We start from the raw sequence: 14,317 nt of genomic DNA, 5'->3' as shown, positions 1-14,317 counted from the left end.
ATATTTTTCTTTATAAAACAAATGATTATCATATTTCCTTATGATAATCATAGCCTATTGAGAGCCTGATTAATCCTTACTCAGTAATGGGTTTGCACTTCGAAAGAGGGAGTGTAGCATGTCAGGAAAAGGCTGGTTGCGGGGGAAATAATTTACTTTGCGCCAGCCACTCTTGTTTTACATAAACAGATTCTTTTACCACAAAGTGAAGTTAATTTTTAATGAGGTCGCTGCCACAATTTGGGATCGCGAGGCGTTGTTGTCGCCACCCGAGACATAAGCGCCTGCATTGCGCCGGCCATTAATAAGGTAATCTTCTCTCTACGATTAGTTCTTTGTCTGCATTCCCAGGCCCGTACTCCTGCTTGTTGCACTTTAATGCCGATTTCACGATAGATACCATGAGCAGAAGCTATGACCCAGGCTGAACGCAAAGGTAAACTAACAAGCCCTGTCAGAGCGGAGGTATAATAAGACTCCGCTTCTACAATCAACCGGGATGCTACCCGAGCTAGCGCAGGACGGTTTTCGGTATAAATAAGTGTGTCTGGCATTAGCCCTTCCTGGGAAAGCCATTCTAGCGGAAGATAGCAACGACCGGCCTTCGCATCCTCAATAATGTCCCGAGCAATGTTAGTTAACTGAAAAGCAATTCCTAGATCGCAGGCCCGATCCAGCACACTCGTCTCGTGAATCCCCATAACCCTTGCCATCATCAGCCCAACTACTCCCGCGACATGGTAGCAATATCTCAGAGTATCATCCAACGTTCTGTAAGGCTCACAGAGTACATCCATTGCGAATCCTTCCAGATGTTCGAAGGCTTGTTGCTGAGGGATTTCATGACTCAGAGCTACTATCTGAAAGGCTGCAAAAGCAGGTTCGGTCATCGGTAAACCGTCATAAGCCTGCTTCGTCAGGTATTGCAGCATTTGAAGTTTCTCGCGGGCGCTATGCTTATCAACACTGCTTATTTGTCTCCCCAGCTCTTGCCCGTCTATTATATCATCACAATAACGGCACCAGGCGTACAGCATCATTGTGCTGTGTCGTGTTGCTGTATCGAAAAGTCGGGTGACACTGGCAAAACTTTTTGAACCTTGCTCCATTATCTGAGTAACGTGTTTAAGTAGCGCGGGATTCATCTAGCGATATCCTCTAACATCAATGTGGCTGTGGCTTTTGCTGATCCAATCACGCCGGGAATACCTGCTCCAGGATGCGTGCCTGCGCCGACGAGGTACAGATTATCAATGCGGCTGTCCCGATTGTGTGGTCGGAACCAAGCGCTTTGTGTCAGCAACGGTTCAAAGGAGAAGGCCGAACCGAGATGGGCATTGAGTTGGTCACGAAAATCAAATGGGGTAAAAATACGATGAACGACTAACTGCTTGAGCAGACCGGGCATATAGTACTTTTCCAGATACGCGAAAATACGGTCACGTAAGCGTGGCCCCTCTATATCCCAGTTTAAATTAGCTGTCCCCAAATGTGGTACAGGGGCCAGAACGTAGTAACTTGCGCATCCTCGGGGAGCAAGGGATGGGTCAGTAACAGAAGGGGCATGGAGATAGAGTGAAAAATCCTCCGCCAGTCGGCCATGATAAAAAATATCTTCGATGAGTTCCTTATAGCGTGGACCAAAGCAAACTGTATGATGGGCTAATTGCGAGTGGTGATGGTTCAGACCGAAATAAAGCACGAACAGTGAGTTGCTCATTCGTTTACGCACCAGTGTTCGGGCGCGGGCTATTCCGACCGGATGCTGACCCAACAGGTGCTTATAGGTATGAATAACATCGGCATTTGAGGCCACAACGTCACATGTCATATTTCGTCCATCAGTTAATTGGACACCTGTGACCCGATTGTCATGGGTGGTGAAGCGTTTTACCTTTGCGTTAAGCTCAATTTCTCCACCAATGTCAGTAAACAATTTCACCATTGCCTCAACTAGGGCGCTGGTTCCTCCGCGCGGAAACCAGACTCCCCATTCTCGTTCCAGCGCGTGGATCAAAGTATAGATAGAAGATACAGCAAAGGGGTTGCCTCCTATCAGTAGCGAGTGAAATGAAAATGCCTGGCGCAGGTTCTCATCCTTGATAAAGCGCGTCACCTGACTATAAACACTACGCCATGCGTGTAGACGTAGCAACTGTGGAGCCGAACTCAACATGTCGCGAAAAGAGAGGAAGGGCACCGTTCCAAGTTTCAGATAGCCTTCATCAAAGGCTTCCCGGGAATAGTCCAGAAAGCGTCGATACCCGTTAACATCTTTTGGATTAAATGTATGGATTTGTGCTTCCAGATGTTGCTGATCATTATCGTAATCAAACATCTTACCCGACTCCCAACAGAGCCGATAAAAAGGGCGCACGGGAAGTAAATCGACGTAATCAGCCATACGTTTACCAGCCTGTGTAAACAATTCTTCAATGACATTGGGAGCGGTAATTACAGTGGGGCCGGCATCAAAGGTGAACCCCTGTTCCTTATAAACATAAGCGCGTCCACCTGGTTTATCCCGTTGCTCCAAAATACATGTCGGAATTCCCGCAGACTGGAGCCTTATTGCTAGTGCCAGCCCACCAAAACCCGCACCAATTACCAGCGCTTTAATCATAATAAAAACCCTGAAGCTTCTTGTGTTGTTTAAACATTGCCTTTAAGGCGCCCTTTATCGGCACTGGTGGTTTACCTATGAGAATCCGGGCCTTATCGACGGAGTTAAGTTGCTCCGCATAGAAACGTGCAATCAGATCTGGGGAAAGTTGATAGAAACGTTGCATTACTTGCCAACGTTGTTGTGGAGCTCCAGCTAGGAAGAGCATGCGATTTAGAAGACGGAAAAAGCGCTGATGTTGCCACTGCTGTCGTGCGTAATCCCTGAGGGTAATGAATAAGGAGGTATCGGTAAGCTCCGGCAGAGCAACAATACGATCTGCCAACCGAATGGCGTGTGGCAGAGAGTAGCCTGTTGTGGGGTGAAACAAAGCTGCACGCAACCCACAGGTGGGCTGTCCTGCTAGTTGTGCCCAGAAAGAGGTAAAATCTCCCGTAAGTGTAATTGGAAGACAACCGCTCTCTTCTCGAATGAGTTTACCCAGTTTCCAGCCATGCTTCTTCGCGTACTCTGCAATAGTTGCTTGCGACAAGGCTTTGTCAGGTGGCCTCCGATCAACGTAATGAGTATCCTCTATCAGCAGACGAGTTGAGGAGAACGGCAGGACATAGATAAATCGATAACCAGTGTCCTGCCCCACACTGGTATCCATTAAAATCGGGTGGGTTAAAGAGTGCGACTCTTCCAGCTCCCATTCCTGACCAAAAAATGCCTGGGCGCCACTCCCCATAAATGGTCCTGGTCGCCAGCCTCTCCCGTCAATGACTGCGCCGGCACTTAGAGATGTGCCGTCCTGTAAGTAGACTTTCTGTGGAGTTAGCTCCTGTACCAATACACGAGTCTGTATACGCTCGCCCAAATACGCATGGAGTATGTTTGCAAAGTGTTGGGATGTGATACTGAAATATGAATGTGGCAATGTGCGTTGAAATGCTGGAAAAATGACGTCGTAACCTGACCAGTGATAGGTGATCAGCGGTGCTATCCACCTATGTTCCGCCTCAGTAAGATCATGTTGATGAAATGACCACGTGTGATTGCCTCCTATTGTTTCTGTGCTTTCAATAAGCAACACTCGCAAATGGGGTTTACACTGCTGGAAACGCATTGCGATCAGTCCGTTGGCCAATCCTCCTCCCACCAAAATCAGATCCCAGTCGTACATCATTTTGTTGATCCTCCGACAATCACAAAGTTATTAACCTCATCAAGAGTCACATCCATCACGGAAATTCGTGTTTGTTGAAAGAGATTAAAGATATTCAGTCATAGCTGAAAAACTCATGCTGGTAGCAAAACAGCTGTACGCAGCGCAGCAATATCGGCGCTTCCTGTGCAAAAGCAGGCGACTTTTATCTGCTCAATAATTAATTGGAAATGTTCTATAACTGCATCAGTGGAGAGAGCAGCACTATGTATGACGGCAGCGGCTTGGCCGACCAATTGTGCCCCCATGCAATAAGCTTTGGCAGCATCAACACCATTTCTGATACCGCCAGAGGCGATCAACGGCATATTTGGGAGTGCCTCGTGTATTTCACGCAGTGCTGTCGCGGTCGGAATTCCCCAGTCAGCAAATGCCATAGCTAATGCGCGGTGATACGGTGTGGATGCTCGTTCTGCTTCAATCGCTGCCCAACTGGTTCCCCCAGCCCCGGCTACATCCAGCATACTGACTCCAGCTTCTGCCAATTGGCGTGCGACAGGAAGCGATAAACCTGAACCTACTTCTTTAACAATTATAGGAACCCCAAGTTTTGTTACGAGTTGTTCAATAGCATATAGAATATGGCGCCAGTTACGGTCTCCTTCCTGTTGCAGCGCCTCCTGTAGCGGATTCAGATGGATAATTAGAGCATCGGCTTCAATCATCTGTACTGCTCGTAGAGCATAATTAAACCCGCGCTCGCCACGAATTTGGGCTGCCCCGAGATTAGCGAAAAGGAGAATATCAGGAGCTATCTGGCGTAGTGAGCGATTAAGCCCATCGTTTGCTTCATTTTCAAGAGCAACACGTTGCGACCCGACCCCCATTGAAATTCCCAATACTTGAGCTGCCTCTGCAAGATGATGATTAATCGCATGAGCACGATGAACCCCTCCAGTCATAGAGCTTATGAGCAGTGGAGCCTGTAAAATTTTTCCAAAGAGGGAACACTTAAGATCTATACTGTCCAGATCCAATTCTGGCAGAGCACAATGCTGAAATCGCCACTCAGCAAACCCCGTACTTACTTGAGGCTCAGTTTGAGGAGGACGGAATATAATATCCAGATGCTCATTCTTACGCTGAGTGTGATCGATCTTTTTCATTTTTTTCGGGCCAAGGTTGAAATTAATTAAACATCGCAATATTTTTATCAAACCAGTGTCGTATAAAATATCGTGAAGCTAAATTTCTGCGATACACTATCGCCAAATATTTATCAATATATCTGATGTGCTTGCGTAAGTGTTTATGCACTTTAGATTTTCCAAGTAGCGTAACCATTGTTAACTTTTCCTTATCCTGATACATATCTTTCCCTGTATTATTCAGGTCATCGCTCAAGTCATCCAGTAATTGAAACGCCTGCCCCAGATGTTGTGATACATGACGCAATGCCTGGCGAGTTATATCAGGCGCATTCACAGCAATTGCCGCTAACTGAAATGTTGTGTCGAAAAGCAAACCCGTTTTTAAATCGTTGGTGGTAGCAATGGCATGATAATTACCAGCACATAATGTATTGTTCAGATCGCGAAACTGCCCTTGGACAAGACCGTTTAAACCAACTGCATGGGAAAGTATGGCGACAGCAGCGGATTTATCGTGTTCAGAAAGGTTTGTTTCTACAATGAGACCAAAAGCCCGGCTCAGCAAGGCTACAGCCGCTAGGATCGCTACACTTTCACCATACTGCCGATGAATAGCCGGGCGTCCGCGCCGATACTCAGCATTATCCATACAGGGAAGATCGTCTAAAATTAATGAGGCTGCATGCACTATTTCAATTGCAGATGCCAACTGTAGAAAGTCAGTCTTCCAGGGGTTTTCTCCAAGATCCAGGACTATGAGTAGCAATAAGAGGGGGCGGATACGTTTTCCAGGCGCCAGTGTGCTTTCTCGCATGGCCGCGCAGACTTTATCATCTGGTGCTCCAGAAGGAAGTACCCGTTCTAGGTGCTGTTGTAGCGCACTCTGTAGCTCCATTAATGTCTCTTCGTAATTCATAGCTCGTGCAGTACTGACGTTCATAAATATTTCCCGAATCACGTAAATAATTTCACTAAGCCATTTGAAAAACAATGATAAGCTTATATTACAATAGTTTTCAGGCTTATATACCCGTCATCTTTCAAGTTGCTTCTTTGTTGGCTGCACTCGCTCACCCCGGTCACATAGTTTGCTATGCTCCCGGGGATTCGCTCCCTTGCCGTCGCGATCCATCTTGAAATCCATTGGGTATAGCATAACTTCATTTATCCAGCAGTGATGCATTCCCATTGGAATATGGTGCGGCAAACGTAATCTGCACGCCATTGAGAGATCATCAGCATTTAAAACTACGACATCTGTACAGTGCAATTTTTCGACATAAACCTTAAAAATAAGCCAACCATCATCTTCTTTAACAGCACCCGGTTTGGCTACAAAAACAGGTTCTTCCGGCAAATCATTATCAAAACTGTGGCTTAATACACTCTTATCAAAACAATCAAATTTAATTATTGATCTCCCTTCACTTTCAGAATCCCCCCAACAAACGAACCAGGCATATCTGTGCTGTCTACCACAGACTGTCGGGTTTATGGCTGGGAAATCAGTATTCCCCTTGAATAAAATTTCTTTATCAACATTCCCGGATGCAGTGCATAAAGTAAAACGACAAAGTTCTGAACTATTATTTTTAAATATATTCTGTGTAAATACTGGGAACGACCGCCAAAATGAGGCGTCGAAAATCACATTCCCATCGGCATCTTCATAGCCATTTGCGAAATGAAAAATAAATCCAGGAACTGCATCATAGAATTTCGCATCATGGCATTCTCTTGAAACTAAAAGAACCCGGCCATCTTCACTTTCACGTGCATTCATGGATGCAAGGATGCTTTCATTGCCAATTATATTCCTCAACTTAAGATTTATATGCGGCCCACCTAAAAAAAATAAAAAGTAATTTTTTGTCACTATGAAATCATGAATTAAATACCTTTTTCTAAGCGGAATGTTGCGTATAACCGTCATATCTCCGGCACTGTCTATTTTGTATAGCGTCAACTTAGACCCAATACCATATGTCACACCAAATCCATATAAATTATCATCATTTGGTATTTTTTTAGGATGTGCTGTAAATGGTACTTCACGAAGGTTAAGTTTGGGAAGGAAAGAAAATCGTGCTTTTAGCTTTCCAGAAAAGTCATATTTTGAAATTGTCTCAAGAGTTACCGGATTAATTAAATGTGGCATTCCTCCTTCCCATAACGCCAGAAGTTTATGAGAGTGATACACAATATTTGTATTTGCTGGATTTTTAATAATAAAAAATCTCATCCTGAGTTTTAGTTTTCTGGGGACGGTTCCAATCGAGCGATACAGTAACCTTTGAGCTGCTTCCTCTTTTAAGTATTCCTTTGTTAACACATGTCTGTTTCTATAGAATATTCCATTATCACTGAACGTTACTTTAAATATCATCCCATCCCCATCAAATGGATGATTATAATATTCGTCTCCCCTATGCAGGCGACCGGGACCAATTCTAAAGAAAGTACCTTTTAACTCTGAAGGAACCTCTCCCTCAATAGGAACTAATTTTGAATCAAGTTCCTCCAACTGAGATTGAAAGGGGTTAATATGGTTTTTCGAGAATACAAAGTCGCTCAAGTCTTCACCTCTATATTTCCAACCAAATAATAGGTAATGATTTAATACCGGAGCTCTATAAGAAGATATAACTATACTAAAATAACAGTACTGTATTGAAGATGAACAGAACTATTTTTTCCCAAAGGGATTTTTGTAACTGAAATCACGAAGAAGAATTTTTCTATAACTATAAACAGTAACACACCCTTGATGTGATGGCGTACATGTAGAAGGGGGACTGAAACATTAGGAGCAACGCCAGATAAATGTGTACTCAGGCTTGGAATGTGAGAGAGTGCAAGCATGAACTGTCCCCCAAATGTTGGACATCAATCCGTACATAGGGGGCAGTTTAAAAATGGAAGGTTTATACCCGTCATCTTTCAAGTTGCTTCTTTGTTGGCTGCACTCGCTCACCCCGGTCACATAGTTATCTATGCTCCCGGGGATTCGCTCCCTTGCCGTCGCGATGCATCTTGAAATCCATTGGGTATATATGTATTACGAAATATCGATCAAACCAAGATCATTGCTTAATGTCGTACCACTGATATCGTAGCTGGCAAGCGCTTGGCTTCCTTTTTTGTATAAAAAAGCTTTACGGGCTTCATTATCATTTCCCCATACTACAAATACATGCATAAAAACTATTGAGCCATCAGGAACTCCAAGATCTCCAGGGTCAACAGTATCTGTTAATCCAAGAGTAATATTATTACCTTGTTTACTTAAATGCTTTTCACCGTCGCCATCCATATAACTAAATTGGATTCTGGCAACAAATCCACCTGAATTTTTAAGACTCATCTTGCCAATTTCTTGTAATGTCATTACAGTCTCCTTTTGAGAAAAAATTAATAACATTTAGCTATTCAACTACATAAGCCGTTTAAGATGTGTTAAATGAAAGTAAATCTTAGTGAGTGAAATAAATAACACATTAAAACCACTAGGACAAATAATTATCATATATTTTCTATGAAAAAACAAAAATTATCTTGATAAGTATCAATAATAAATAATTTCCTTTCGTTAGATATTTAATCTAGTCCCTATCTTTTCTTTATAATACAATGAGGTATTTATTTTATATAATGACAATTTTATTGTTTTAATTGGTAATGATTTCAATTTATAATGTTTGGCGGTTTATCATAGTAACTGAGAAATAATCACACTGTGAGTAAATAATTTCGTATTTCTTTAATAACTTATTAGATGTTTTACATCCTGATTTTTTCTCAGTCGATTATCTAATTGGTTTATGACAATCATTTATTTCTTAACATTTAATTAAAGTCTGTACATTTGCATAATAAGCGAAAATGATTTTATCTAAAATTATAAGATAATTTTTTAATTTAAAAATAATTCATTAGGTGTTTAGTATCTTAATGTCTGATGTGGGAGATTATTCAGTTTATTCATAACTAATCTTATTTTCCATTTTGTCACCGATAAAAAGTTTGTTCCTAATATCTTCTTCCCTTATTAAGCTATTCAAGTAACTCTTCATAAAATTGTTGCAGGATTTGGTGGGATGCCGCTGGAGAACGCACTTCAAACCAGCGGCCTACTCTACAGGATTGACCCAAGGTAAATAGGGTAAAAAATGTCTTTACTACCTTGTTAACCTAGGGCTTTTTGTCTGAGTTTGTATCGAATCGACTAAATGACACAACAGTGTATTGGTTTAGTCATCCTTTATCGTAAAAATATTAATGGATTCGTATGTAATTTATTGATTATCAGTACAAACCTCCTTCAATACGTTGGCATGATATGCGATATGCTCACCAATAAAACTGGCGACGAAATAGTAGCTATGATCATAACCGGTGCGCAGGTTCAGTGTGTAGGGATGCTTAGTGCTTTCGCATACATCCTTCAACAGCTCGGGGCGCAATTGCTCTTCAAGAAATGGGTCATCGGTACCGATATCAATTAACATATGCAATGGCTCGGCGTTATTAGCCAGCAGCTCGACTGCATCATAGGTTTTCCATGTGTCACGATCTTCTCCCAGATAAGCGCGAAAAGCTTTTTCTCCCCAAGGAACTTGAGAAGGAGCGACAATCGGTGAAAAGGCCGATACGCTGTGGTAACGATCTGGATTGCGTAGCGCGATTATCAGTGCGCCATGACCACCCATCGAATGGCCACTAATGGCCCGAGCGGTTGTCACCGGCAAGTGTGCTTCGATCAGTACGGGTAGCTCTGACACCACATAATCATACATGCGATAGTGCGGAGCCCAAGGTTCTTGTGTTGCGTTGAGGTAAAAACCGGCTCCCTGACCTAAATCATAGGCGTCATCATCTGCAACTTTCTCACCGCGAGGGCTAGTATCTGGGGCAACGAGAATAATACCCTGTTCGGCAGCGTAGCGTTGAGCTCCTGCTTTAGTGATGAAATTCTGCTCATTACATGTTAATCCCGAGAGCCAATACAACACCGGTAATTTCTGATGTTCAGCCTGAGGAGGAAGGTAGACTGCAAAATTCATGGTACAGCCAAGCATGGTCGATTCATGCTGATAAACATCCTGCCATCCTCCAAAATAAGCGTGGCGTTCAATCCTCTCCATTCTTTTTCCTCTCTGTAAAATCTACAGGTTCACTCATTTGACGGTGAACCTGAGGCTATCGTTTCCTGTTTTGTTAAAAACCGCTTATTACAGCATGGTCTTTAACTCCCTTAGAACAGCTTAGTAATGGATAACTGTACGAATGGATTTTCCCTCATGCATTAGATCGAATGCTTCATTGATACGTTCGAGCGGCAAGGTGTGAGTCACAAAAGGTTTTAACTCAATTTCACCTTTCATTGCCTCTTCCACCATTTTAGGCAACTGACTGCGGCCTTTTACACCACCAAAGGCGGTGCCTCGCCATGAACGACCGGTGACTAGTTGGAATGGTCGGGTTGATATTTCCTGCCCTGCACCGGCCACACCAATAACCACTGATTGCCCCCAACCACGATGTGCGCTTTCGAGTGCGGCACGCATCACATTGACATTACCAATACACTCAAAAGTATGATCTACTCCCCATTCTGTCATTTCAATAATGACTTGCTGAATAGGTTTGTCGTAATCATTTGGGTTCAGGCAGTCGGTTGCACCGAACTGTCTTGCCAGCTCAAATTTTGCTGGATTTGTATCGATGGCAATGATCCTGCCAGCTTTTGCCTGACGAGCGCCTTGAATTACGGCAAGGCCAATGCCGCCGAGCCCAAAGACGGCAACGGAATCACCGGGCTGTACTTTAGCGGTATTATGCACTGCACCGATGCCGGTAGTGACACCGCAGCCTAGCAGGCACACTTCTTCATGATTTGCTTCCGGGTTGATTTTTGCCAGTGATACTTCGGCTACGACTGTGTATTCGCTGAATGTGGAGCATCCCATATAATGATAAATAGGCTGCCCTTTGTAGGAAAAACGGGTTGTGCCGTCCGGCATTACGCCTTTTCCTTGAGTTGCTCGCACGGACACACACAGATTGGTTTTTCCTGATTTGCAGAACAGGCATTCTCCGCATTCTGCGGTATAAAGAGGGATAACGTGATCACCGGGTTTAACGCTGGTGACGCCTTCACCAACCTCAACGACTACGCCGGCGCCTTCATGCCCGAGTATGACAGGAAAAGCGCCCTCCGGATCATCCCCTGACAGGGTGAAGGCATCCGTATGACATACACCGGTATGACTGATTTTGACCAGCACTTCACCGGCTTGGGGCGGGGCTACATCGATTTCAACGACTTCAAGGGGACGGCCTGGTCCGAATGCAACAGCAGCTCTTGATTTCATAAGCTCTCCTTCTGAATAGACAGTGCTATGCGTTTGCGAATACAGATTAATAAAGTCAATCGGATTATCAGCGAAGATATCTTTGTAATAGTTTGTTAAGAGTATGATTTCGCATCTGTAGAAATGGTACAAAAATTTTAGCATTAATACGTGTTTTTAAAATAGCTTACTTGAGATAAGTGGAAAACAGTGATTCGTGATGGGCATATATGTTCTTTCAGGAAAAGGCGGGTTGCGGGGAAATAACCTAACCTTGCACTATTCATTGCGAGTTCCATAATATCCAACATAGTTCTACTGGCTGGCAAAGTATCGGCTAGATAATGAAATTCTTGGGAGTTATTCACTAAATAAGCTAGAGGTGTTTACTAGACTAAGGAGAATCCAGGGTTTTCACAAAGTTAAATTTCTAGTTTTATCAGGTGTGCTGTAATTGAAGGGATAAGATGTGAAATGTGATTGATTTATAAAAAAGGTCCTCATAAATAATTGACCTATTTTGGTCTTTTCTTTTCCTATCTGAACAGACTGTTCAATACTCAGCATCAACTATGTATTGAACTCATTCACTTTTGCGAGCATGATCGCAGTTCATTCACCAGTTTAGCTAATAGTTATGACTTCACCCGCAGCACTGCAAACAGCGATATCAAAACTCACCGTCTGGCGTAAAGGCGATCAACGCGCACCACATAAGCCATTATTGCTATTGTATGTGTTGTCTGAGTACAAAAAAGGGCATGGGCAACTGTTTAATTACGGTGATGAAATTCATCAACCACTATTACAATTACTCACTGATTTTGGCCCCAGTCGCAAAAAACACTATCCTTCAATGCCTTTCTGGCGTTTACGGGGAGATGGCTTCTGGGAACTGGAAAATGCAGAACATTGCACACCACGTCCGAGAAGCAAAGAGCCACCAAAACAAGAACTGATTGAGTATCAGGTTGCCGGAGGTTTTGATTCAGCCAGTTTCCAACTACTGCGCCGTCAGCCTTCACTTGCTGATGAACTGGCACAACAGATCCTCAATGAACATTTCCCGGAAAGCGTTCAGGTAAGCCTGGCTGAGCGACTAGGTTTTGATATTAACAAGGGGCTAAATAGCCGTGATCCACGTTTTCGTGGTATGGTTTTACGCGCTTATCACTACCGCTGCGCCGTTTGTGGCTATGATTTACGTCTGGATGGCTCGCTGGTCGGTCTGGAAGCCGCCCACATCAAATGGAAACAGTTCGGTGGCCCTTGCCTAGTGGAGAATGGTTTGGCACTTTGCACACTTCATCATTCCGCTTTTGATAGAGGTGCAATCGGCATAGACGAGAATCTGAAGATTAAGATCTCTGATGGAGTCAATCGTAGTCCGGTTGTTGAGCAATTGTTCTGGGCCAGAGATGGCGAAAGCCTTTATCTGCCGCGTAATCGTCAGTATTATCCAGCAGATAGATTTATTGAATGGCACCAGACTCAGGTATTTAAGACATAAATAAAGTTGATTTGTGTTGCAGATATCAACCATCTAGACATTTTGATGTTTAGATGGTTATATCATGTGCTTTTCTCCAAATCTCTCACATTATTTCTCTCTCCCTTTTTCAACCTATCTGAATAACTCCATACCACTGCAACATCAATCTAAACCGTATTAAATCCCTGCTCATATAGAAATGATATTTATCGTGTGGCGGAAACGGAGGGCTTTAGCTCTACAGAGGTAACCAATGTGCTTGGATATCTGATTTATACTCGTTTAGTTTATCGGTTTGGTGATGTCCTAATGACTTTACTCGCTTACAGACAAGAAGCCTGATCCCAAAGTTGAGACCACCCGGATTTTCTTTCGACAGAAATAGTTGATAAAATCTCCGCCCTTTCGAATTACTAGCTCTGGTCATTCTTATGTAGCTGACAAGAGGGTATATTTATAAATGGAGCCGCAATGAAACTCTCAGATCTTGGTAGCAGAATATGTATCATAGGACCATCAAATAGCGGGAAATCCACACTGGCTAATGCAATTTCGGAAAAACTCAATCTGAAAGCCACTCATTTGGACCAACTTTTTCATTTGGCTGATTCAGATTGGCAACCGCGCCCTTATGATGAATTTATTACATTACACGATAAAGTAATAAATGAAGACAAATGGGTTATAGATGGAAACTATAAAAAAGCGCTTCCTCAGCGTCTTTCCCGGGCTACCGGATTAATTTTATTAGATATTCCTACTTTGCTAAGCTTGTCTCGATATATGAATAGGACTTTACTCCAAAGTCACCGACATGGTGCTCTTCTCGGAGCTAAAGAACGTATAAAATGGGAGATGATACATCACATTATTTTTGCTGTACCCAAAAGCAGAAAACGTCATACTGAAATTTACGAAAGCTTATCAATTCCCAAGATAAAACTCATGTCAGTGAAAGAAATTAATCAGCAATATAAAGAATGGGAGTTTTCTCATTATTTAAATCGATGAGAAAGGGAAACAGCAGTAATTTGTATAAAAATAATCATAGAACTACATCTTGTATTTGATTCTTTCTTATTCAGAGTAGTTCATTACCCACTCTTTATTAGAGTTTTGGTTATCCTTGGATAAACTCATATATGTGTCCACCATATAAAAGAGGTTGTCAAATCGAAAAAAGGAAAAATATCTGGCTTGCTGTATTATCCAGATATTACTCATGATTCATGGTTGTGGCACCACGGATAGAGTTCTTATCAATGGGGTAAGTTGGCTTTCAATCCAAGCTGTATTGTAACCCTGCTTATGGATAATGATGCTCATGGTATGGCGAAAGCTGTGGCCTGTTAGTTTGCTACATAATATAGATTTCAGCGGACCTTACTCGACTTCTGGAGAACGAGGATAGTCTAATTAGTTGTATGTAGAAAGTCTGTCCGCTGAGTATTTCAAACGTAAGCGCTCAATTAAACCGTGCAGTTCACATTATATCGCTGATGTTCACGTTCCACGGCAACAGGTCGATCAGGGGATCACCGGATTGGCGTT

11 protein-coding genes and 1 pseudogene are annotated in these 14,317 nt (G+C 42.9%); 2 read left to right on the top strand and 10 right to left on the bottom strand.

Going from position 1 to position 14,317, the window contains the following annotated elements:
• Window positions 1-218: 218 nt before the first annotated feature.
• The 9 genes from crtB to BA1DRAFT_RS08845 all read right to left on the bottom strand — a co-directional run bounded on the left by crtB (window position 219) and on the right by BA1DRAFT_RS08845 (window position 11,295).
• Window positions 219-1,145 (bottom strand): 15-cis-phytoene synthase CrtB, encoded by a 927-nt coding sequence (gene crtB / locus BA1DRAFT_RS08885; protein WP_036778081.1) that lies wholly within the window; start codon window positions 1,143-1,145, stop codon window positions 219-221.
• Window positions 1,142-2,623, bottom strand: a complete 1,482-nt coding sequence (locus BA1DRAFT_RS08880; protein WP_036778080.1) for a phytoene desaturase — start codon at window positions 2,621-2,623, stop codon at window positions 1,142-1,144. The genes crtB and BA1DRAFT_RS08880 overlap by 4 nt, the downstream gene beginning before the upstream one ends.
• A complete protein-coding gene (crtY, locus tag BA1DRAFT_RS08875; protein ID WP_036778079.1) occupies window positions 2,616-3,791 on the bottom strand; it encodes a lycopene beta-cyclase CrtY in 1,176 nt (391 codons plus the stop codon). Before crtY ends, BA1DRAFT_RS08880 begins: the two co-directional genes overlap by 8 nt.
• A gap of 113 nt (window positions 3,792-3,904) precedes the next feature.
• On the bottom strand, window positions 3,905-4,936 hold the full coding sequence (fni, locus tag BA1DRAFT_RS08870) for a type 2 isopentenyl-diphosphate Delta-isomerase (protein ID WP_036778154.1): 1,032 nt from the start codon (window positions 4,934-4,936) through the stop codon (window positions 3,905-3,907).
• A gap of 22 nt (window positions 4,937-4,958) precedes the next feature.
• Window positions 4,959-5,861 (bottom strand): polyprenyl synthetase family protein, encoded by a 903-nt coding sequence (locus BA1DRAFT_RS08865; protein ID WP_036778078.1) that lies wholly within the window; start codon window positions 5,859-5,861, stop codon window positions 4,959-4,961.
• A gap of 93 nt (window positions 5,862-5,954) precedes the next feature.
• Window positions 5,955-7,496 (bottom strand): carotenoid oxygenase family protein, encoded by a 1,542-nt coding sequence (locus BA1DRAFT_RS08860; protein ID WP_036778076.1) that lies wholly within the window; start codon window positions 7,494-7,496, stop codon window positions 5,955-5,957.
• A 483-nt stretch (window positions 7,497-7,979) separates the two neighbouring features.
• A complete protein-coding gene (locus BA1DRAFT_RS08855; RefSeq protein ID WP_036778075.1) occupies window positions 7,980-8,309 on the bottom strand; it encodes a hypothetical protein in 330 nt (109 codons plus the stop codon).
• A gap of 907 nt (window positions 8,310-9,216) precedes the next feature.
• The gene (fghA, locus tag BA1DRAFT_RS08850; RefSeq protein WP_036778073.1) at window positions 9,217-10,065 is read right to left on the bottom strand and encodes an S-formylglutathione hydrolase; all 849 of its coding nucleotides are present in this window, start codon (window positions 10,063-10,065) and stop codon (window positions 9,217-9,219) included.
• Between the two features lie 120 nt (window positions 10,066-10,185).
• A complete protein-coding gene (locus BA1DRAFT_RS08845) occupies window positions 10,186-11,295 on the bottom strand; it encodes an S-(hydroxymethyl)glutathione dehydrogenase/class III alcohol dehydrogenase (protein ID WP_036778072.1) in 1,110 nt (369 codons plus the stop codon).
• Between the two features lie 616 nt (window positions 11,296-11,911).
• On the opposite strand from BA1DRAFT_RS08845, the gene BA1DRAFT_RS08840 reads away from it, so the two are divergent.
• Together BA1DRAFT_RS08840 and BA1DRAFT_RS08835 are read left to right on the top strand one after the other, a co-directional pair.
• Window positions 11,912-12,784, top strand: a complete 873-nt coding sequence (locus tag BA1DRAFT_RS08840) for a phosphorothioated DNA-binding restriction endonuclease (protein ID WP_036778070.1) — start codon at window positions 11,912-11,914, stop codon at window positions 12,782-12,784.
• A gap of 453 nt (window positions 12,785-13,237) precedes the next feature.
• Window positions 13,238-13,777: a GTPase gene (locus BA1DRAFT_RS08835; RefSeq protein ID WP_036778069.1), complete on the top strand. Its 540-nt coding sequence runs from the start codon at window positions 13,238-13,240 to the stop codon at window positions 13,775-13,777.
• Window positions 13,778-13,988: 211 nt separating this feature from the next.
• On the opposite strand, the pseudogene BA1DRAFT_RS23760 reads toward BA1DRAFT_RS08835, so the two are convergent.
• Window positions 13,989-14,122: pseudogene (locus BA1DRAFT_RS23760) on the bottom strand (integrase); the annotation flags it as partial.
• Window positions 14,123-14,317 lie beyond the last annotated feature (195 nt).

Source organism: Photorhabdus aegyptia (genome assembly GCF_000612035.1).
Classification (GTDB): domain Bacteria; phylum Pseudomonadota; class Gammaproteobacteria; order Enterobacterales; family Enterobacteriaceae; genus Photorhabdus; species Photorhabdus akhurstii.
This window is presented reverse-complemented; position numbering and strand designations above follow the sequence as displayed.

Bases quoted from the DNA above. Each gene is read 5' to 3' on its own strand.
- crtB (WP_036778081.1), bottom strand. From the start codon at position 1,145: ATGAATCCCGCGCTACTTAAACACGTTACTCAGATAATGGAGCAAGGT.
- BA1DRAFT_RS08880 (WP_036778080.1), bottom strand. From the start codon at position 2,623: ATGATTAAAGCGCTGGTAATTGGTGCGGGTTTTGGTGGGCTGGCACTA.
- crtY (WP_036778079.1), bottom strand. From the start codon at position 3,791: ATGATGTACGACTGGGATCTGATTTTGGTGGGAGGAGGATTGGCCAAC.
- fni (WP_036778154.1), bottom strand. From the start codon at position 4,936: ATGAAAAAGATCGATCACACTCAGCGTAAGAATGAGCATCTGGATATT.
- BA1DRAFT_RS08865 (WP_036778078.1), bottom strand. From the start codon at position 5,861: ATGAACGTCAGTACTGCACGAGCTATGAATTACGAAGAGACATTAATG.
- BA1DRAFT_RS08855 (WP_036778075.1), bottom strand. From the start codon at position 8,309: ATGACATTACAAGAAATTGGCAAGATGAGTCTTAAAAATTCAGGTGGA.
- fghA (WP_036778073.1), bottom strand. From the start codon at position 10,065: ATGGAGAGGATTGAACGCCACGCTTATTTTGGAGGATGGCAGGATGTT.
- BA1DRAFT_RS08845 (WP_036778072.1), bottom strand. From the start codon at position 11,295: ATGAAATCAAGAGCTGCTGTTGCATTCGGACCAGGCCGTCCCCTTGAA.
- BA1DRAFT_RS08840 (WP_036778070.1), top strand. From the start codon at position 11,912: ATGACTTCACCCGCAGCACTGCAAACAGCGATATCAAAACTCACCGTC.
- BA1DRAFT_RS08835 (WP_036778069.1), top strand. From the start codon at position 13,238: ATGAAACTCTCAGATCTTGGTAGCAGAATATGTATCATAGGACCATCA.